At 54.3% G+C, this 18220-nt stretch carries 20 protein-coding genes; 4 read left to right on the forward strand and 16 right to left on the reverse strand.

Annotation, left to right across the window (positions count from 1 at the left end; genetic code table 11):
* Window positions 1-6: 6 nt before the first annotated feature.
* Window positions 7-450, reverse strand: coding sequence for a type IV pilus biogenesis protein PilM (pilM, locus tag AC0T7J_RS19075; RefSeq protein ID WP_473795881.1), 444 nt, complete (start codon window positions 448-450; stop codon window positions 7-9).
* Between the two features lies 1 nt (window position 451).
* On the reverse strand, window positions 452-1777 hold the full coding sequence (pilL2, locus tag AC0T7J_RS19080; protein WP_473795884.1) for a PFGI-1 class ICE element type IV pilus protein PilL2: 1326 nt from the start codon (window positions 1775-1777) through the stop codon (window positions 452-454).
* 168 nt (window positions 1778-1945) lie between these two features.
* On the opposite strand from pilL2, the gene AC0T7J_RS19085 reads away from it, so the two are divergent.
* Window positions 1946-2281 (forward strand): FxLYD domain-containing protein, encoded by a 336-nt coding sequence (locus AC0T7J_RS19085; RefSeq protein WP_473795887.1) that lies wholly within the window; start codon window positions 1946-1948, stop codon window positions 2279-2281.
* Window positions 2282-2379: 98 nt separating this feature from the next.
* Here the strand turns inward: AC0T7J_RS19085 and AC0T7J_RS19090 are convergent, their stop codons facing one another.
* The 13 genes from AC0T7J_RS19090 to dnaB-PI all read right to left on the reverse strand — a co-directional run bounded on the left by AC0T7J_RS19090 (window position 2380) and on the right by dnaB-PI (window position 14020).
* On the reverse strand, window positions 2380-2628 hold the full coding sequence (locus AC0T7J_RS19090) for a DUF2442 domain-containing protein (RefSeq protein WP_473795890.1): 249 nt from the start codon (window positions 2626-2628) through the stop codon (window positions 2380-2382).
* On the reverse strand, window positions 2612-2854 hold the full coding sequence (locus tag AC0T7J_RS19095; RefSeq protein WP_473795893.1) for a DUF4160 domain-containing protein: 243 nt from the start codon (window positions 2852-2854) through the stop codon (window positions 2612-2614). Before AC0T7J_RS19095 ends, AC0T7J_RS19090 begins: the two co-directional genes overlap by 17 nt.
* A gap of 90 nt (window positions 2855-2944) precedes the next feature.
* A complete protein-coding gene (locus AC0T7J_RS19100) occupies window positions 2945-3499 on the reverse strand; it encodes a single-stranded DNA-binding protein (protein WP_473795896.1) in 555 nt (184 codons plus the stop codon).
* A 75-nt stretch (window positions 3500-3574) separates the two neighbouring features.
* Window positions 3575-4087, reverse strand: coding sequence for an STY4534 family ICE replication protein (locus tag AC0T7J_RS19105; RefSeq protein ID WP_473795900.1), 513 nt, complete (start codon window positions 4085-4087; stop codon window positions 3575-3577).
* A 631-nt stretch (window positions 4088-4718) separates the two neighbouring features.
* Window positions 4719-6737 carry a DNA topoisomerase III gene (locus tag AC0T7J_RS19110; RefSeq protein WP_473795903.1) on the reverse strand — a complete coding sequence of 673 codons (2019 nt, stop codon included), beginning with the start codon at window positions 6735-6737 and terminating at the stop codon, window positions 4719-4721.
* 13 nt (window positions 6738-6750) lie between these two features.
* Window positions 6751-7473 (reverse strand): PFL_4669 family integrating conjugative element protein, encoded by a 723-nt coding sequence (locus tag AC0T7J_RS19115; protein ID WP_473795906.1) that lies wholly within the window; start codon window positions 7471-7473, stop codon window positions 6751-6753.
* Between the two features lie 250 nt (window positions 7474-7723).
* A complete protein-coding gene (locus AC0T7J_RS19120) occupies window positions 7724-8980 on the reverse strand; it encodes an STY4528 family pathogenicity island replication protein (protein ID WP_473795909.1) in 1257 nt (418 codons plus the stop codon).
* A gap of 78 nt (window positions 8981-9058) precedes the next feature.
* Complete coding sequence (locus tag AC0T7J_RS19125; RefSeq protein ID WP_031592641.1) at window positions 9059-9289, reverse strand: ParE family toxin-like protein; 231 nt, start codon at window positions 9287-9289, stop codon at window positions 9059-9061.
* Entirely contained in the window at window positions 9289-9882 is a 594-nt protein-coding gene (locus AC0T7J_RS19130) for a DUF2857 domain-containing protein (RefSeq protein ID WP_473795912.1), read from the reverse strand. Before AC0T7J_RS19130 ends, AC0T7J_RS19125 begins: the two co-directional genes overlap by 1 nt.
* 84 nt (window positions 9883-9966) lie before the next feature.
* Window positions 9967-10710, reverse strand: a complete 744-nt coding sequence (locus AC0T7J_RS19135) for a DUF7168 domain-containing protein (protein ID WP_473795915.1) — start codon at window positions 10708-10710, stop codon at window positions 9967-9969.
* Window positions 10700-10957, reverse strand: coding sequence for a TraR/DksA C4-type zinc finger protein (locus AC0T7J_RS19140; protein ID WP_473795918.1), 258 nt, complete (start codon window positions 10955-10957; stop codon window positions 10700-10702). Before AC0T7J_RS19140 ends, AC0T7J_RS19135 begins: the two co-directional genes overlap by 11 nt.
* Window positions 10950-12659 carry a ParB family protein gene (locus tag AC0T7J_RS19145; RefSeq protein WP_473795921.1) on the reverse strand — a complete coding sequence of 570 codons (1710 nt, stop codon included), beginning with the start codon at window positions 12657-12659 and terminating at the stop codon, window positions 10950-10952. The genes AC0T7J_RS19140 and AC0T7J_RS19145 overlap by 8 nt, the downstream gene beginning before the upstream one ends.
* Complete coding sequence (dnaB-PI, locus tag AC0T7J_RS19150) at window positions 12656-14020, reverse strand: SPI-7-type island replicative DNA helicase (protein ID WP_473795924.1); 1365 nt, start codon at window positions 14018-14020, stop codon at window positions 12656-12658. Before dnaB-PI ends, AC0T7J_RS19145 begins: the two co-directional genes overlap by 4 nt.
* Window positions 14021-14294: 274 nt before the next feature.
* Here dnaB-PI and AC0T7J_RS19155 point away from each other — a divergent pair, with 274 nt between their 5' ends.
* Complete coding sequence (locus AC0T7J_RS19155) at window positions 14295-14657, forward strand: hypothetical protein (protein ID WP_473795927.1); 363 nt, start codon at window positions 14295-14297, stop codon at window positions 14655-14657.
* Window positions 14658-14719: 62 nt separating this feature from the next.
* On the opposite strand, the gene AC0T7J_RS19160 is transcribed toward AC0T7J_RS19155, so the two are convergent.
* Window positions 14720-15631 (reverse strand): ParA family protein, encoded by a 912-nt coding sequence (locus AC0T7J_RS19160; RefSeq protein ID WP_473795930.1) that lies wholly within the window; start codon window positions 15629-15631, stop codon window positions 14720-14722.
* Window positions 15632-16890: 1259 nt separating this feature from the next.
* Between AC0T7J_RS19160 and AC0T7J_RS19165 the strand changes: the two genes are divergently transcribed.
* Entirely contained in the window at window positions 16891-17475 is a 585-nt protein-coding gene (locus tag AC0T7J_RS19165; RefSeq protein ID WP_473795933.1) for a fimbrial protein, read from the forward strand.
* Between the two features lie 52 nt (window positions 17476-17527).
* Window positions 17528-18208, forward strand: coding sequence for a fimbrial biogenesis chaperone (locus AC0T7J_RS19170; protein ID WP_473795936.1), 681 nt, complete (start codon window positions 17528-17530; stop codon window positions 18206-18208).
* Window positions 18209-18220 lie beyond the last annotated feature (12 nt).

Below are 18220 nucleotides of genomic sequence, written 5' to 3' on the forward strand. Positions count from 1 at the left end.
TGCTCCTCAGTTAAGGTAAACAATGCTCCCTTCCGTCACGCCGGACGGAAGGGAAAGATTCATGTCTGTGCCGTCATACATACGCAGACGGCCACCCGATACGGTCAGGGCAAGAGCGGACGTGGCAGACTGACTGCGCAGCGCGGCATACACGCCAGGCGTATCCGCGACCCACACCCACAGCCTGCCGCTCTGTATCACACTGTTAATTCGCCTGTCGGGCGGCGGCATCATCCCGGTCTGTAATGGAGGCACCGGTCCGTCACCCACAGAACGGCCATGACGCCAGTCGTTAACCGCATCAGCCGTTCTCAGCATATCGGTGGCCAGACGGTTCGACGCGGCAAACGTGGCTGACTGAGGGACAACGTCAACTGAGCGGCGCTGCGCATCGTCAGCCCTGAACAGAAAAAACAGCGCCAGCGCTATGATGGGCAAGGCGAACCCCATTTCAGCGTTCTCCCCGTGCAGGCGTATCGCTGACCGAGACCAGGCACTGAATACGGTTTGCTTCGGCATACAGCGGTTTTTCAGCGTGGTGATATAAATCGAAAACCTGCACCAGAACCGACTCAAAATTGCCGTGGAACACCAGGGGGGCATCAATGCGGTAATTCAGCGCAACGGGCCATATCAGAACCCAGTTACCGCCACTGGCGCAGGGCGCTTTCGCCGTCCAGGCGGTGAGCGCCTCTTTAAGCGTGGTGCCCGGCTCTGCCCGCCAGGTCTGGCCCGTTGCGGGTGGCGTCACTGGCGTACCCGTTGAGTAAGCCGGCACGATACGGCTGTCCGCAGCGGGCGCCGGTGTGACTGCCGTGGAGGGTTGCTGATGGACTGCTGCAGTGGCTTTAGGGGCGGTGTTCACTGTAGTCAGCGACGCTGCTCCGGAAGCTGCAGACCTGCTGCCGGTGTGCGATGAGCCTGATACCGGGTGCGAAGCAGATGAGGAGCCAGATGAAGCTGATACAGGCAGGGATGATGTAAAGCCTGAGATCAACTGAGGGGCTGGCTTCACAGGTGCGGAAGTTATCCTTAAGGAAGTCACTGGCACCTGACCCTGCTGCAGTACCGGCGAGGGTACGATGAGACTCTGAGGTTTGAGTTCTGGCGGCGTGACCACGTCGCCGGTGAAGGGGTTTCTGGCAAGCCCGGATGCAGGAGCCTGAACAGATGCGGCTTTATTCTGCACAACCGGAGCTGTATATGGCTTAGTTACCGGTGTGCTGACAGCAGGGCGCGTCGCCGTCAGGCTGGCAACCGGCGCTGAAAAGCTCCGGTACTGATCGCGCAGCTCAAAGCAGACGTCACGGTTTACCTCATCCACCTCCAGTCGCCAGGCGGGACCGGCGACAACCTGAAGTGCCTCGCTGAGCTTCAGCGGGCCTATGGTGCGCTGAACGGCGGGCAGCGGACGACTCAGCAGTTCGGAAAACGCAGCGGTGGTTGCTGAGCACAGTGAATAGCCTGACTCCAGCAGCAGATAGCGGAAGCCTTCACCGACCGTGCTGACCAGCTGCGCGGGCATGGTGATATCAACCACCTGATTCAGCGGGTCCATCTGCGCATCGGCAGGCCGGGTGCTGACCAGGGTATAGCGATCGTAGCGCACCACCTCAGGCGAATGGTTGCGGTAGATATCATCAAACCGGGCCGGCATGCGGCTGCGGGAATACACCGATGCGGTGTCAGTCGGGGCTGCATTCACACAGCCTGCCAGCATCACCGTGCAGGCAATGATGCCGGCGCGTTTAGCGGCCTGTCCGGAAGGTACTGCCATCAGGTTCACCCCAGGAATAGTCTTAATCAGGACTGCTATTCTGGCTGTGCCATAATCACGGGCAATGTGAAACTCTGTCTGGATATTAAAGAAAAAAAAGAAGATGGCCGATAAAGCATTAGCAATGCGACCGATTAATGTCTAACTCAAATTTAAGAGGGATTTTTTATGAAGAAATTACTTGTCTCAGCACTGATTTTTGCCTCTCTCGCGTCAGGCCATGTCAATGCTGAGGGAAAAATGGTGGACGTAAGTGACCTAAAGCTTAATCAGACTTCAGGCGGTATTTATGAGATTGATGGCATCGGAAAAAATATTTCCGGCAAGAGATTGGCAAATATTTTTGTTCACTTCAATCTTCTAAAAGATGGTGTAGTAATCGGTGAGGCTATCAGTGGAGCAAACAACATTGAGTCCGACCAAAAATTTACAATCAGCGCTCCATTCGTCAGTGACAAATTCAAGCCTGATAGCTTTAAAGTCACGCAAATCAACGCTCATTAAAAGAATTTTGCTTCGGGTTCTGATCTGACATCCCAAAGGCAGTTCCTGTCAGTTATAAAAAACGCCAGCTTTGAGCTGGCGTTTTAGTCTCTGAATCATCATGCAACATGGTGATGAGTGTGAGTCACGTCTCCACGACCAGCCAGAAGGCCATCCACTGATATATCTTCATCGAGTACATCCCAGTGAATGCCCCGCTTACTCAGCTCAAAGTCGTTTCTGTCGCGCTCTGATGCGTTGAGAAGTTTTGGAAACCAAACCAGTGGCACTCCCACAGTTCTTCCATCGCTCAGCTCAACCCACATAGTGCTTTCGTCGAACTTTACCGTTTTAGCTGAAATAGTCATTCCAGGCCTCCACAAAAAGCGTCTGGTTATCTTTAACCAGCTTTGTTAACTCTCTGAGCGTTCTTGAATCAAATCCATCATTAGTACTCAGCCGGACTTCACTCTGCGTCCAGAATTTAGCTTCACCCTCAGCACTGCGAACATGAATATGCGCAGGCTCGAGGGGGTTACCTTCGTTTGAATAAAAGAAAAATTTGAATCCACGTATTCTGAGTATAACGGGCATAGACGTTTTACCCTGCGCATGGCTCGATTATGGTGAATAAAAAAGCGCCAGTCAAACTGGCGCTCCTGAGGGTATAACTTAATGAATACTTTACGAAATGGCATAAATGGCCTTACGACAGACGCCATAGCCGTGTCCGAGGAACGGTATGTCATCGTCAAAGTCCATTGGCGGCTCGTTCGCCGGATTTCCGGGAGCCGACTGTTGTGGCTGAGAAGGCTGTGGCTGCTGTGGCTGGCCCCATCCACTCTGCTGGCCTGACGGCTTATTGTTTCCACTGGTATTGGTGCTGTTTTTTGCTCCGCCCAGCATCTGCATCGTTCCGTTTACATCAACCACGGTTTCGGTCGTATAGCGTTTAGTACCTTCGCTATCCTGCCATTCCCGGGTTCTGAGTTTGCCTTCGATATAGACCTGTGAACCCTTACGCAGGTATTCACCGGCAACTTCAGCCAGCTTTCCAAACAGCACGACGCGATGCCATTCGGTTTTTTCGCGGTTTTCACCGGTCTGTTTGTCACGCCAGGTTTCGGAAGTGGCCAGCGAAAGACTGGTCACCGCAGTACCGTTTGGCATGTAACGAACTTCGGGGTCCTGACCGAGGTTGCCGACCAGGATAACTTTGTTGACGCCGCGTGCGGACATAATGAATTCCTCTTAAAAATGGAGTTGAGAGGAACACACCCGCCGGGATGTGTTCCGGCGGTGTGTCCGTGACGCTTAGAAAGATTCCGGGTCGTAAGCCTTCTGAGTGGCAGGACCGTTTTCTGGCGACTGGGAAGCGTTAGGGGCCTTATAAACGACGTCCTGACCCTTTTTGATAAACTCGACCTTAATCAGGCGGGCCTTCAGCGAGGGACGGGATTCACCGGCATGCTCACCGCTTTGCAGGGTAAACACGTCGGCTTTCAGGCCGCTGAGGACAAATCCAATCAGGATTTTTTCCTCTTCATCGACCGCTTTGTGACAGCGGTTAATGAGTCTGGTTGCCTCTATACCCGAAACGGTGACATCAAAGCGGGTGTAGGAGGCATTGTCAGTCGGACCGGTCAGGGCATTGATCACGGCACAGGTAAATTCGCCGTTAGGGCCCTGAACACGACGTATCGTACTGAGATAGCCGATACCGCTTACATTGAGGTTGAAATACTCTTTCTCTTTAGGGCTGTTACCTGATGTACCGGCAGCAGCTGAGGCGTTATTTGAAGCAGGGGTGTTTGCAGTTACAGTCATGGTGTTATCTCCGGAGTAAAACGAAACAGGGTGCGGAGAAACATCAGTCCCGTGCGGGAGAGAGTTTCCCGCAGGGGGTCAGCAGATAACTGCCGACAGGCTGTATTGGTGAAGAGGACCTTAACCTGGAGAACAGGTCCCTGTTTGCAAAGGTTAACAGGTTTAAACCGCCCGAAAGCGCCATCTCTCAGGTTGTGATGGCATTGGCATGTGATCACCCGAAGGCGTTCCTCTCAGATCACCGGAACATTGGCAGTTGTCGGAAGGACAACGGTTAGCCTCTTTATCTTTTATCGGGACGCAGCGGTTGTCAATCTCGCTACGTGTGAAAATTCATCAGTGCGCGGATAATAAAAAGCGGCACCTCGCGGCACCGCCATGGGGGTCTGCACCTTCAACCCTGAGTAAAGCTGCCTGAGGCAGAGGCTCCGCTGGCGTGTTCAGTTCCCGGCACGGGTTTCACGGAGTTTTCGTGCCTTGCCGCCTCCCGAACAGGCAGCAGGGGGCGACCAGACTGTATTCCGGCAGCACATGCATTAGATGCTGACAGAGCCCGCAGTCACGGGGTGCGGCTTCAGAGCCGGCGTCACAATAACAAAGGCACACACGACCCGCAATCGGATAAGGCGGGTTAATTCTTTTTTGTTTTTGGCGACTTAGCCCTGCCAGCGCTTTTACGCTTACCGGTATCCAGACTGATGATGCCTCTGCACTCCGGGTAGCGCGTACAGCTGCGAAATTCCCCTTTAGGACCCCTGCGCAGGGCAGTTTTGCTGCCGCAGAGCGGGCACGGTGGCGAAGGCGGCACCCGGATGCTGATGCGCTGCTGCATCCCCTGGCTGACTAACGTCGTGGTCCAGGCGGTCTGACGCTGGAGAAAGTCGCTGAGGTTCATCCGTCCGGCAGCTACTTCATCAAGGGCCTGCTCCCAGAGCGCGGTCATACCTGGGTCAGTCAGCTGCGGTGGAAGGGCATCGATGACGTCCGCACCCAAATCTGTTGCCAGAAGTTTGCTGCCTTTCAGTTCAATAAAACGGCGGCTAAGCAGCTGTTCAATAATGCCGGCCCGCGTCGCCTCAGTGCCGAGACCGGCGTTTTCTTTGAGGATTTTACGCAACTGAAGGTCCGTAACGTACGCAGCCGCGTTCATCATGGCACCAATCAGCGTGTCAAAGCTGTAGTGCGCAGGCGGCTGAGTCATCAGCTGCTTAACCTCTGCGCCGGTGACGCTACACTGTGCCCCTTTGCAGAGCGCCGGCAGGGCACCAGCGCTGTCTTCCTCAGCAGCGTCCTTATTCTCTTCGTCCTTTGCAAACAGCACCTTCCAACCCTTAAAGACTTCGGTGCGGCCGGTCGTGCGGAACAGCTGGCCACCGATATCGAAGGAAATACGCGTTGCGTCCGACTCGCAGAGCGGCAGGAACTGGGCCAGATAGTTGCGGCGGATAAGCAGGTAAACCTGACGCTCAGTCTCGGTCAGGGTGGACAGCTGAACGGCATTGCGCGTGGGGATAATGCCGTGGTGCGCCGTGATTTTTTTATCGTTCCAGATGCGTGAGACAAATCCTCTGTCCAGCTGTGACAACAGGGATGCAAATTCAGGGGAAGGGTCAGTCCGGGCCATGGCATCAAACACGGCCGGGATTTCTTCACGCATTGACTCAGGCAGCCAGCCGCAGTCAGTGCGGGGATAGGTTGTGGCCTTGTGCTTTTCATACAGGCTCTGGGCGGTGTCCAGCACCTGTTGCGGAGACATATTCCAGAGCCTGCCGCAGGCCCGCTGCAGCGTACCCAGTGAAAATGCCAGCGGGGCGCCCTCTTTCTCCCGTTTCGTTTCGTACTCGGTCACGGTGGCAACACCCGCCTGCCGACAGAGCTGCGCCACCTGCAGAGCGACGTTCTGGTGAATACAGCGTTTTACCTCATCCGTGTAGACGGCGGCCGGCACCCACGATGCCTGAAAACTGATACCCGAAGCACTGAGCACGGCCTTAACCTGCCAGAAAGGCTTCGGCACGAATGCCACTATCTCACGGTCCCGGCGGACAACCAGCGCTAGCGTGGGCGTCTGCACCCGCCCGACTGAGACCACGCCCTCAAAACCTGCCTCGGCGGCCCGAAGCGTATAGAGCCGTGACAGGTTCATGCCGACCAGCCAGTCTGCGCGGGAGCGTCCCAGCCCGGCATAATACATACCGAGTGTTGCCTGACCCGGGCGCAGATCCGCAAGTGCTGCTCTGACGCTGAGCTCGTCAAGTGCTGAAAACCAGAGGCGCAGAACCCGGCCTTCCCAGTCACAATAGTCCAGCAGCTCGCGGGCAATGACTTCACCCTCGCGATCGGCGTCGGTCGCAATGACCACCTCATCGGCCTGCCTGAGCAGTTTCTCAATGACCTTAAACTGCTCCTGTGTCTCCTTTTTGACCACAACCTGCCACACTGGAGGGAGAATTGGCAGCGCAGACAGCGACCAGGGCTTACCGTACTGCTGCCCGTATGCCTCTGGCGGTGCGGTCTCAAGCAGATGCCCAACCGCCCAGGTCACCGTTACGCCATTACCCGTCATAAAACCGTCACCGCGACGGGTCGCGCCCAGTACGGCGGCGAGGTCACGCCCCTGAGAAGGCTTTTCACACATGAACAAGCGCATGGCTGGCCTCTGCTTACTGTCCGGCTTTATAACGCAGGCGCAGAAGGTTCACGCTGGCCTCGTTAATAGGCGGGGAAAACGCCGAGCGTTTTTCACCGAGCAGAACGGCGCGGTCAGGTTCACCGGCCGTCTCGCACGCAGTGCGCCATATATCGTTATTTTCAGCTGCGTCGAGACGGGTTGCGCCTACTTTGCGATAGCGCAAAACAGAACCATAAATCTCTCTCAGCAAACGGCTTCCGTTCCCCAGCATGTCATAACGTTGACTGCGGGAGATGATGCCATAATGGGCGGCCTGCAAAACCCTTTTTGCATACTGATCAAATCCCATCAGTAAAAAAACGCAGCGATAACCGAGGGGGGTGCCACTGAATACTGTCAGATCAAGCGTTTCAGTTGCCTGCGCATCTGTAATACTGACACCAGGAGGCACAAAACTTATCTGCTTATCAAGGGATGCGATAAGCTCATTCATCTGCTGACTGGCATACTCAATTTTTTCTTGAAGGGTCAGCATGGCCATATCAGCCCAGGGTTCGTTTTGCTGAGAATCCCGGTTGATCTGAGTGGCCCTGTGAAGGAACTGAGGCATCCCCATAATCGGCTGCTTTCCTTTCTTACCGTCATCACGCTTTTCCGCCTTACGGCCTTCCCATAAACCAATCGCGTAGTTAGTGTGCAGCTCGATTCGTAGTTCAGACTGAAGCGCACCGGCCCTGTTTTTCCGCTCTGCCATCATTAATACCTGCATTCAGTTAAGATGAAACGGCATGATCCTGAATGTATAAATTTTACAACAGCCTGAAACTCATAATCCCAATCTACTAATTACAGCCTGTATGTTTTTTAGCCTTGCTGCGCCCCGCAGCAAGGCTATTTTTTAACCATTTCCAGGCTGAGCCAGCCTGGCTCGCCGGTAACATTATCCGGTTTGGTTGTTTTTTAACCTTGCTGCGCCCCGCAGCAAGACTGTTTTTTGAACAAATTCATTGTGGCGCTTTAGTAAACTGCTGCCTGATAGCGGCAATGGCAGCGACAACCTGTTCAGCCGATGCCCGGTTCTCAGGCAGCACCGCAGCAGTGACGGACGAGGCGGCAACCGGTGCATGCCTGTTTGCGGCACCGCTGACTGGCCCCGATCCCCCCTGAACTGCAGGTGTGCACGGAGCCTCAGGCTGCCGGAATGCACCCTGTCTGGCGCGTTTCAGCATGGCGAACATCCAGCCTGCAGGATTCGCCAGGCGGCCTTTGCGCAGCTGTTCCTGCAGCAGTCCGCTCAGCCCTTCAGCCACCGGCACCGGCAGGCCACCAAACTGCACGCTCACCATCTGGCGGTCTTCGCTGCTCAGCATGGCCAGAAAGCTGTCAGGCAGAACCGGCGCGTCAGAGACGTACGTTGTTTTAATCACACTCTGTGTGAAAGAACGTACGTTACGGTTCGATTTTCGAACTGAGTTGTAAGTGACTGATTTCAGACTGAGTTCGGAATCCGAACTCAGTGTTATGCCGTCTTTATCCTGACTGAGTTCGGATTCCGAACTCAGTATTTCAGGGGGTTTTTCACGAGGTTTCTGACTGAGTTCGTTTTTCGGACCTGGTCGGGAATCGCTGCGTTTTAGTACCATCGCCGATGGCGTTAACTCTGCTGAGAGGCGACTTTCAATCAGCGCCAGTCGGCTGTGACGGTGGCGCATACCCGTGTCCTGCAGAATGTCGTTGACGATGGCCAGCGCCGTCATGCGCACAGATTTGTTCCGGCTCAGGCAGCTCTGCTCAACCAGCGCCAGCCAGCCCGGATCGAAGGTCTCCGCGTCACGGTAGCCCAGCGGTTCATCGTGCTGGGCATAAATGTTGCCACGTACCCGGCCCCCCTCGTCGCGGACCTTTTTGCACAGGCTAATCCAGCCCGTGAGCCGCAGCATCAGTAGCGTGCGGCTCACGGTTTCACGCGAGGCTTTGTCAGAGTGCGCGGAGGCAAGCTGCGCCTGCAGTTCGTCATAGGTCGGAAACACGGCCCCCTCATTCTGCTGCGCGTAAAGCCGTATCATCACCCAGGCCGTTTTATCGAGCGGCGACAGACGCGTGTCGAGAAAGAGCCGGCGGGGAAACGCGTCGTGGACGTTGCCCATAAACAGCAGGCCGCTCCGTTCCTGACCGGCGTCGCCGTTAACAGCCCTGCGTTCAAGATTTTTTTCCATGCGTGACAGCGTGTGTGTCACGATGCTGTCGGCGGGTATGTTCATGTCCTGTTCCCCTTTTTTGCCTGAGACAGCACAGTGCCGGGATAAACCCGGCACTGTCTGGTCATCGCTGGTCGTCCGTTACCGGCGTATTTCACGGTTATACGTCTCATGGTCCATCAGCCACCACTGCCGGCCTCCGTCCTTGCTGAGAATTCGCCAGCAGGGGCCGACGTCAATCTTGAGGTAGCCGTTGCGGGCAAGCCGCCGGAACACCTTTTTACCGCTGCAGACCGCCAGGAACAGCTTCTGAGCACGGCGGCGCACAGCCGGAGAGACCTGCTGACGCCGGGTAAAATCACTTAACCGCATCAGGCCTCCTTACGTAGCGCAGTTCCAGACAGGGAATGTACTGCCTCCCGGCACCACTGGCATACCTTCGTCCACACGGCGGTCAGCGACAGGCCGTGTAGTTCTGCCGCCAGCATCATCGCCTCCAGCGCCTGATGCGATTCCGGTGAAGTGAGACCGGCATTTTTCCACTCCGTCCAGAGCTGCGCGTCCTGCTCCTCGGTCAGCGACTGTGTCCTGCCCTGACGGCTCTCGATGCCCATCAGCCGTCGACGTGCGCTCACGTCAGAGGGTGACATACCAAAGTATTTGTCCATCAGCTCCATGGAGCCGCCCAGCTCAAGGGCGCGGTCTATCATCAGCATGCGGGCCTGCTCGTTGCGGGCCTGGTTGAGTATCAGCCAGAAGTTCTCGTGGTTGAGTGTGACGTCCATAACTGACACCTTTGACTGACCAATATAATGCAGCTCGTCCAGGCTGAGCCCGCTGAGTGCCCGTATCTCCTCGACCGACATGCCCAGAGATTCGCAGCGCCGGATGTTGCCGCTCTTGAGGTCCATCAGCAGCGAGCTCAGAATGGCCACCGTGGCGCCGGAAAGATTCTGCTGGCTCATAAACCACCTCCCGGGCTGACCTGGCTGGTCAGCAATATTGCATCACAGAGCCAGCCCGACAGGCAGGCACACCATAAGAGTGTGTTAATCATTGTGCGCTTCTCCCGCCGTAAGTTGCTGAGTGGCCTGCGAACCCGCCAGGCCGTGACTGAGTTCGGTCTGGCGGCCTGCAAACCATCCCGCCGTGCGTGCCGACATGTCGCCGCGACACCGTTTCGCCTCACGCGTGTTCACGGCCATCAGACTCTGGCCGGAATGCCGCTGTGCCAGCCAGCGCTGCAGCACCTGATTTTCACCGTCGGGCGTACTGAAGGACTGCAGCACCTGCCAGACGCCGGAGACCCAGCCCTCACGGAACTGGTCGGCGCGGCTGCGCAGCGTACTCTTCATTATTCGTCGCTTGCGGTAAGTTGACATATGGCTGTCTGTTGCCGCCCGCAGCTTGCGCTGCAGGACGGTATAGATATAGAGGGCCAGCTCAGGACGTTCCCCAAAGCCGTAAAAGTGAAGCGACCGGCGGAACATGCGCAATCCGTCCGGACTCACATAACCGTACCAGCCAAACCAGCACCGACACTGCGTGGCCATGCACACCACCGTGGCGAGCGAATTCATCCAGGCGGGGACTTTCTCCGCGTTGCTGGTCAGCCGCTCACAGACCGACTCACTAATTCCGCTCATCGCCAGCTGGTCATCAGTCAGGCCGTGACGTCGCATGAGACGTTGGGCCACCGCCACCGCCCGGGCGGCCTCGTGAGCGTTACTGTTCTGCGTCCCCAGGGCCATCAGACGACGGATGCGCCGGGCGAGTTTTGACTTATCCGACATGACGCGTCCCCCTGTAACTGCCCGCAATATGGCGGGCCTTTTTCTCATCGACGTCCTTACAGCCTGCGCAAAGCTTCACACCGGGCATCGCACGCTGACGGGCCAGCGGAATGTCAGCTCCGCAACACTCACAGAACTCTTTTGACGGCTCATCAGAACGGAGCTGTGACCGGACGGCGTCAATACCGTGCTGAATAAATAAGGCCGTGCTGGCCTGCGCCATCTCGTCGTTCAAATCATCAGACATTTTCTCCCCCATTTGCGGCAAGGCGCTGCAGCTCACGCAGGCGTCGAATGATGCGGATAAGGCGCATCATTTTGACCACCATGACGTCGTCAAATACCGGCGTGTCCGCCGGTTCCTGTGAACCAAAAAAATTCAGACAGAACATGAACATGTTGCACTGCTGATTTGGCAGACGGCCGGACAGGCCGGCAAGGAACAGACTGAACCCGTCACTGTGGCCTGAGACGGAAAAACCGGCAGACGCGGGAGTTTTGTCCTCGTTAATGCCGCTTTCACAGCCCATCGCCTCGGCAATTTCATAGACCAGCCGGTAGGCCATGTCCTGGAGGTGCTCAACATCATCCTGCAGAGCCGGGATCAGCCAGATGTCGCTGACCGGCTCCAGACCGGTTTCGGCAAAGCTCACGGACCCGGCTGATACCGGCACCGCGTCGTCCTGCTCGCCAAACGCCGAGGCAAGGGAAAGGCTGCCCGGAGAAACCAGACCCGAGCCGTGTTCACCGTTAATGCCAACGCCGTTACCGGTAATAACGGGACGTCCACCAAAGAGATCATTCTGGATTTCACTGCGCGGAAGGCTGCAGGGGCTGATCCCGTGACTTTCAGGCAATACGATGTTGTCCGCTGGCTCAGGGGCCGGCTCGGGGCGGGTTGAGCCGGTAAGGGTGCCTGAGCGCAGGCCGGTGAGAGGGATGACAGCGGTGGTATCATCCGACAGAACGGTGACAGGCGTGGCCTTACCGCCAGAACCTTCAGACGGGTGAGTAAGTGTAAGCGACGGCATGGCAGGAGGCTCGCCAAACTGCTCGCGGCGCTTCTGCTCCTTAGGGTCAAGCTCAATCAGCCAGCGATCATAGTTGAGGCTGGGATGCGGCAGAGCTTTCACCAGCTGGCCGATAAACTCATCCCTGAAAATTTCCAGAGAATAGCTGTCGGGATCATCAAACACACGGCAGGTTTCACCAAAAACGTCATCGAGAGTGAGGCTGGAGTTTATATCCCCGCTAAAAGATTTCCAGACTTTTAACGCTGAGGACCGCAGGCTGAGCAGTGGCATAACCTGACCCCGACTCATGCCATTTTCCAGCATGCGAGGCATATACGGATAAATATAATTCAGCGTGTCTTCCATTCTACTGACGCTGGAGTTATCAATTGGATAGCCCTCTTTGCCCAACAGATCAGAAAGCTCTCTGAGAGTAACACTCCTCCCTAATTGCTCTTCATAAATGACCCGTGCCTTATGCACCCCTAATGCTTTATCTATATATGTCAGATCTCCCCTGACTTCATTCTCCGCAAGGTGGCCAACGAGACATTTGAGACGCCCAGGCCAGGGCTTGAAGACGGTATGAAAGCGATAGAAACGCTCGTCACCGGTTTCCTGCCAGAGCTCACTGAGGATTTGATAGCGGGTGTTGCCGCCGTCACTGAAAATGTAAACGTCCTCTCCGTCCGGATCGCGGGTGACTTTTGGTATTGAATCCAGCCCACGTGCCCTGACAGAAGCTTTAATATCTTCATAGCGAGGGTTTTTAGCATTGCGCGGATTGTCAGGATTGGGCCTGAGCTGATCGAGCGTCAGCACCATTGCCATCTCACTGACCGGCAGCGGAGCAGCAGGCGTTTCAGCCAGCTGTATGGGGCTTTTGCCCTTCTGCAGCATAGCTTTTCCCAGATCGAGATTACGTATGTTGCTCATGCGAACCTCCCCGCATCGGCCTGAAGATTCTCAAAGCGGGTGTATCGGCACTCAAACCGCAGACACAGTGTGCCGACAGGACCCTGACGCTGTTTGCCGATGATGAGTTCAGCTAAACCCTTGTCCGGAGAATTTGCGTTGTAGACCTCATCACGGTAAACAAAGATGATGACGTCAGCATCCTGCTCAAGCGCACCTGAGTCACGCAGGTCGCCGTTGTTGGGGCGTTTATCGGCACGGCTTTCCAGTGCCCGGTTAAGCTGGGAGAGCGCCACCACCGGGCACGCCATCTCTTTCGCCAGCGCTTTGAGCGAGCGTGATATCTCGGCGATTTCCTGGGTACGGTTTTCCTGGTCCGGGCAGCGCATGAGCTGCAGGTAGTCGAGGCCGATGATGGAGGGATTACCGTAGCGTCGTGCATTACGTCGCGCACGGACGCGAAGCATGGCCGGCGTCAGGCCGCTGCTATCATCAATGACCAGACGCTCTTTGATATCCCCTGTCAGTAACCCAAAGGCACCTGACACGCGGGCCCAGTCTTCCCCATCCATCATTCCGCTTTTCATACGGGTCAGGTCAACGTTGCCGAGCGACGACACCATGCGCATCAGGATTTGCTCTGTAGGCTGCTCCAGGCTGTAAAACTGGCCGCTGGAATCTGTTTTTTTCATCAGAGAATTGATGATGATGTTTATTAGCAACGCCGTTTTCCCCATCGAGGGACGCGCGGCAATGAGGACGAGGTCACCCGACTGGAGACCGCTGGTGAAGGCGTCCAGCTCATTAAAACCCGTCGGCGTGCCGGTGATGCCGTCAGGGGTCTGGCAGCGTCGTTCGAGCTCGGCTGCCAGCTTTTCCAGACCGTCTACGATGGTTACACCCTGTTGCGGTTCAGCCCGCTCTGCCAGCTTTGTGATTTTCTGCTCGGCCGTTTCCATCACAGCGGCGATATCCGCGCCCGGCGCGGTGGCTGACGCGTGTATCTCATTACCGATTGCCGCCAGCTGGCGACCGCGACTGTAACGGGCCACGATGTCGCAGTAGTGCGTGATGTTGGCCACGCTCGGGGTGTTTTTGGCAAGCTCGGCCAGATAGGCAAAACCACCCAGCTGTTCAAGCGAGTCTTTGCCCCGGCTTTCAATGCTCTCGGACAATGTCAGCAGGTCAATCGGCCTGCCGGCCGCCACGAGGTGCGACATCGCCATGAAGATTTCGCGATGAACGTGATTAAAAAAGTCACCCGCGCTGATGCGCAGCACAACTTCATCCCAGCAGTCATTGTCCAGCATCAGGCCGCCAATGACGCTCTGTTCAGCGTCCCGTGAGTACAGGCCCGGAATATTTCTGCGGTTGTCAGTCATATGCACCTCCATTCAGGGAGGGCGTTACCGTGGGACGGATCAGACAACGTTTCATCCCAGATAAGTGTTGTCTTTTCAAAGAATTGAAATTAACAAAAATATACGTAAAGGGTGCCAGGCACCCGGATAAAAGGGTGCCGGATCTTCCTTTGCCAGGAGTATTATGTTTTTCACTGACAACAGCCTGCCTGTCCGAAGTTGGGGGACGGAAGACAGACAGGGGCGTAAGTGAATGAGTTAACAAATCATCCACATATAACAAAGTAGATCCGACATGGATTCTTTCTTTACTGAGGACATTATTGACACCCTCAGCCTCTCGTTCTGGGCACAAACCGCCCCTCTTAAAGACAGTTATGAGCGGCAGGATAGCTTTCGCCTGCTCTGGCTCGGCGAAACGCTGAAGAAAACCTGCAACCGGGCAGGTCTGAACGCTGAACAGGCGCTGGACTATGCGATTACTGAGCATCATGGGTGGTTCCCCGGAGATGTTGAGAAACTCTCCGTTAAGCACAAATGGCTGGCGCTGACGGAAGTGAGATCTGCTCTTTATGCTCAGCCAGGCGGAAAGTCGTTCCGGTACATGACAGAAAAGAAACTGGACTGGCTTGACGATCCTTTCAGGGGACAACACTGATAACAGAGATACCGGCAGAGACTGCCGGTATGTTTCAGATGAATGATAAAAAAGCGGAAAACTCATTTCGTATCCCCTTTTTCGGCAAGCACATCGAACCTGTGTTTCCACTCAGGGAACAGTTCGCAGGCGAGTTTGTGCATAGAATCAAAGGCCGAGTCACTGGTACGGCTGGTTTTCTTCTCCAGACGGTGAACCGGCAGCCCGCTTGCGTGTCCCTGCTTGTAGACCGTCAAATCGTAAATACGGGTCTGCAGCATCGAGATCGCAATCCGCTCAGACTGTGCGCTGTACGCTTTATCATGAATTATCTGCTCAGCCTGTTTCAGCGTTTCTGCGGCCAGGTTGGTGTAATCCATGCAGTTGACCAGCATACGTATGGCAGGAAGATTTATGCCAAATGCAGAATACGGCACAAGATCTTCCATCAGGGTAACGGTTCCGCGCATGAATTCGCGAACGTCAGGCAGTACGGGCTTTACCATGCCAATCATTTCACCCGTTGAGGCAAGGATAATCAGCTCTGACATCACCGTCTTCGCGCCCTGTGAATCGATCAAAATGACGTCATATTCATTAAACAGCGGTGCCGAAAGCGCATTGCGCAGGCGGACACGGCCATCCGGGGCGTTAAGCATGTAAGTTGGGAGAAGATTGCGCGGATCGTTTGAAACGATGAGATGGAGATTATCGATTTTCGTCCGTGAAATGATGTTGCCGGCCACGGAGAGATCGACGGTCTGCATGAGCATTTCGAAGAGACCGCAGGGGGCTTCATAATCCAGAGGAAATATACTGCTGGCGGTAGGCTGAGCGTGATCGCCATCGATGATAAGGACTTTCAAACCAGAATCGGCCAGGAAACCACCCAGATTGGCGGTTTGCGTCGATTTACCTTCTCCACCTTTAGTAGAGACTACAGGAATGACTTTAGCCCCTAAATTGGAATGGCAAGCTACTGATTTTGAATGCATTTAATCTTACCTGTAAGAAAACAGGTTCGATTTAACATATTAACAACTTATGGCTGCGAAATTTAACACTTCAACACGGGGATTGAAAATCCCCGTGTCCCTGGTTCGATTCCGGGTTCGGGCACCATATTTAAAGAACCCGCCTCTGGCGGGTTTTTGCTTTTGTGGCGCGAACCCGTTATCGAAGGTTCGATACACTCACCACATCCTGTGGCTCACCCTCCGGGTCGCGCGAAGCCGCGCGATGCAAAAATGCTCCCGGCATTTTTGTCCGGGTTCGGGCACCAAAATTTTAAGAACCCGCCTCTGGCGGGTTTTTTGCTTTTGTGCCGCGAACCCGTTACCGAAGGTTCGATACACTCGCCACATCCTGTGGCTCACCCTCCGGGTCGCGCGAAGCCGCGCGATGCAAAAATGCTCCCGGCATTTTTGTCCGGGCACCAGAATTCAACATGAACGGACCTCCACTGAGGTCCGTTTTTTTTGCGTAATGATCAACGCCCGTCTCCGTCACCTCTTCCTGCCCAGATCTCCTGCTCAATAGAGGTACGCCATTCTGCCGTTGTCCGGCGTCAGTCATAACCGCGACCAGCTCTGAACTGAGCCTCAATAACCCTCTGCTCGCTTCCCAGAACTTATCAGTTCTGCCAGCGGCCATCTCACGAAAGACAATGCCATAACGCTATCTGTCATAAACCGGGAGAGAGCCTGCTGATTTCTCTTTGTCTGGACCAGCCCCATTTTAACCGACGGTTCAGAATGATTTTTTTAAATCATTGCAAACGATCTTTCCTGATCTCTATCAAGGCATATCCTGTGGACAGGAGAGATAACATACTTCTCTTTTATCACCACTGAAATACGAATCAAAATAACTCTCAAATGACGCTGAAATAATCAACCATTCCCAAATAATAATCGCATGCTCATAAATAATACTATTTTAATTAATAATTAAATAGCTCATTAACATGAGTGCTCAATATACAATACTTATTTATCGCCACCTGGATAATATAATAAAAAACCACAGGTGCTTTTTTCTTAAATAAATTATAATGCCCCCATATTTTATTAATAAGAGGACATTACCCAGCCTGCAATGCAGCACCTTAATAAATAACAAAGAAAAAATAAATTATATATAAACACTCAATCGCCAATATTTTCTCAAACTTACACTAAAAATAAATTTTATATTTATTGTCAGTCGTTATTTACAAAACACAACAAATCAAACCCAATAAAAAGGTGATTACATGAAATCAGGATTTAAGAAAAAAGCGCTTCTGGTAGCAGGTGTTTCAGCGCTGTTCCCGATGGGCTCAGCGCTGGCGGCAACAACCAGCGGTGGTTCTGTCAATTTTAACGGAAGCGTCGTGACATCAGCCTGCGCCATCAGTGCTAACAGCGCAGAGATTGATGTCAACATGGGCGAAGTGCGTACTGCTACGCTGGCCGCTGCAGGCAGTGAAGCAAGCGTTGCTAAAACGTTTTCTATCGCCCTTGAGGATTGCGCAATTGCTGATACCTCAATATCTACAGATGAGAACCCTGTTGCAGCCACCACTGTCGCAGTGACCTTCTCAGGTACACCTGACAGTAATGATGCCAACAGCCTGGCAACAGGTGTAAACGGCGGCGCAGCATCCGCGCAGAATGTGGCCATTCGTCTTTATGACGAACAGGGGAACATTGTGAAACTGGGCGAAGCGGCTACAGCAACCCCACTGCGTAAAGGCGCTAACACGCTGAACTTCAGTGCAAAATACTACTCACCAACTGGCAATGCCACTGCGGGCGATGCCAGTGCAGTTGCCACCTACACCGTAACCTACTCGTAATCGTCATGCCCGGTGTAACGACCGGGCATGAATAGACGTTCAGGAGAAAAAAATGCGTTCTTTAACCTGGGTTTATCTGGCTGCCACATTATGTTCATCGGCGGTATACGCAGGGGGAGTGGGGTTAGGTGCAACACGTATGATCTATCCTGCTGATTCCAGACAGTCCACTCTTCAGGTCAGAAATACCCATGCGACAGCCTCATTTTTGATTCAGTCCTGGGTGGAGAATGCCAGCGGTGAACGTTCACAGGATTTCGTTATTACGCCCCCGCTTTATGTTTTAAAACCGGCAACCGAAAGTGTGGTGAAAATTATCTTTAATGGCCGATCTCTGCCGCAGGATCGTGAATCCCTCTACTGGATGACGGTAAAAGCGATTCCACAACAAATGAAAAATAGTGCAGGTAATTCCCTGCAGTTCGCCTCTGCGAATCGTATTAAGGTATTTTATCGTCCCGCTTCACTTTCGGGTAATGCTAACGAAGCATGGAAAAAAATTACCGGTGAATACAGTGCGGGCAAAGTTGTGCTGCGCAACCCAACACCCTGGTTCATTACCACGATCAATCTCAAGGTTGATGGTAAGACGGTTAAGCCTGTGATGTTGCCACCTGAATCAGGTACCACGCTGGCAGAGAATTTTAGCCAGGCGACATCGCTGACCTTTCAGACCATCAATGACTACGGTGCATGGACACCTGTAACCCGCGCCCCGTTGAACCGTAAATAGACTCGTTGAGGC

This window comes from Pantoea sp. E956-1, assembly GCF_982223955.1.

What these genes read in the sequence shown, in the direction of transcription:
- AC0T7J_RS19085 (WP_473795887.1), top strand. Translation starts at nt 1,946, where the DNA reads ATGAAGAAATTACTTGTCTCAGCACTGATTTTTGCCTCTCTCGCGTCA.
- AC0T7J_RS19130 (WP_473795912.1), bottom strand. Translation starts at nt 9,882, where the DNA reads ATGAGCCAGCAGAATCTTTCCGGCGCCACGGTGGCCATTCTGAGCTCG.
- AC0T7J_RS19160 (WP_473795930.1), bottom strand. Translation starts at nt 15,631, where the DNA reads ATGCATTCAAAATCAGTAGCTTGCCATTCCAATTTAGGGGCTAAAGTC.
- AC0T7J_RS19140 (WP_473795918.1), bottom strand. Translation starts at nt 10,957, where the DNA reads ATGTCTGATGATTTGAACGACGAGATGGCGCAGGCCAGCACGGCCTTA.
- AC0T7J_RS19115 (WP_473795906.1), bottom strand. Translation starts at nt 7,473, where the DNA reads ATGGCAGAGCGGAAAAACAGGGCCGGTGCGCTTCAGTCTGAACTACGA.
- pilL2 (WP_473795884.1), bottom strand. Translation starts at nt 1,777, where the DNA reads ATGGCAGTACCTTCCGGACAGGCCGCTAAACGCGCCGGCATCATTGCC.
- dnaB-PI (WP_473795924.1), bottom strand. Translation starts at nt 14,020, where the DNA reads ATGACTGACAACCGCAGAAATATTCCGGGCCTGTACTCACGGGACGCT.
- AC0T7J_RS19170 (WP_473795936.1), top strand. Translation starts at nt 17,528, where the DNA reads ATGCGTTCTTTAACCTGGGTTTATCTGGCTGCCACATTATGTTCATCG.
- AC0T7J_RS19090 (WP_473795890.1), bottom strand. Translation starts at nt 2,628, where the DNA reads ATGACTATTTCAGCTAAAACGGTAAAGTTCGACGAAAGCACTATGTGG.
- AC0T7J_RS19100 (WP_473795896.1), bottom strand. Translation starts at nt 3,499, where the DNA reads ATGTCCGCACGCGGCGTCAACAAAGTTATCCTGGTCGGCAACCTCGGT.
- AC0T7J_RS19145 (WP_473795921.1), bottom strand. Translation starts at nt 12,659, where the DNA reads ATGAGCAACATACGTAATCTCGATCTGGGAAAAGCTATGCTGCAGAAG.
- AC0T7J_RS19125 (WP_031592641.1), bottom strand. Translation starts at nt 9,289, where the DNA reads ATGCGGTTAAGTGATTTTACCCGGCGTCAGCAGGTCTCTCCGGCTGTG.
- AC0T7J_RS19155 (WP_473795927.1), top strand. Translation starts at nt 14,295, where the DNA reads ATGGATTCTTTCTTTACTGAGGACATTATTGACACCCTCAGCCTCTCG.
- AC0T7J_RS19105 (WP_473795900.1), bottom strand. Translation starts at nt 4,087, where the DNA reads ATGACTGTAACTGCAAACACCCCTGCTTCAAATAACGCCTCAGCTGCT.
- AC0T7J_RS19095 (WP_473795893.1), bottom strand. Translation starts at nt 2,854, where the DNA reads ATGCCCGTTATACTCAGAATACGTGGATTCAAATTTTTCTTTTATTCA.
- pilM (WP_473795881.1), bottom strand. Translation starts at nt 450, where the DNA reads ATGGGGTTCGCCTTGCCCATCATAGCGCTGGCGCTGTTTTTTCTGTTC.
- AC0T7J_RS19165 (WP_473795933.1), top strand. Translation starts at nt 16,891, where the DNA reads ATGAAATCAGGATTTAAGAAAAAAGCGCTTCTGGTAGCAGGTGTTTCA.
- AC0T7J_RS19110 (WP_473795903.1), bottom strand. Translation starts at nt 6,737, where the DNA reads ATGCGCTTGTTCATGTGTGAAAAGCCTTCTCAGGGGCGTGACCTCGCC.
- AC0T7J_RS19120 (WP_473795909.1), bottom strand. Translation starts at nt 8,980, where the DNA reads ATGAACATACCCGCCGACAGCATCGTGACACACACGCTGTCACGCATG.
- AC0T7J_RS19135 (WP_473795915.1), bottom strand. Translation starts at nt 10,710, where the DNA reads ATGTCGGATAAGTCAAAACTCGCCCGGCGCATCCGTCGTCTGATGGCC.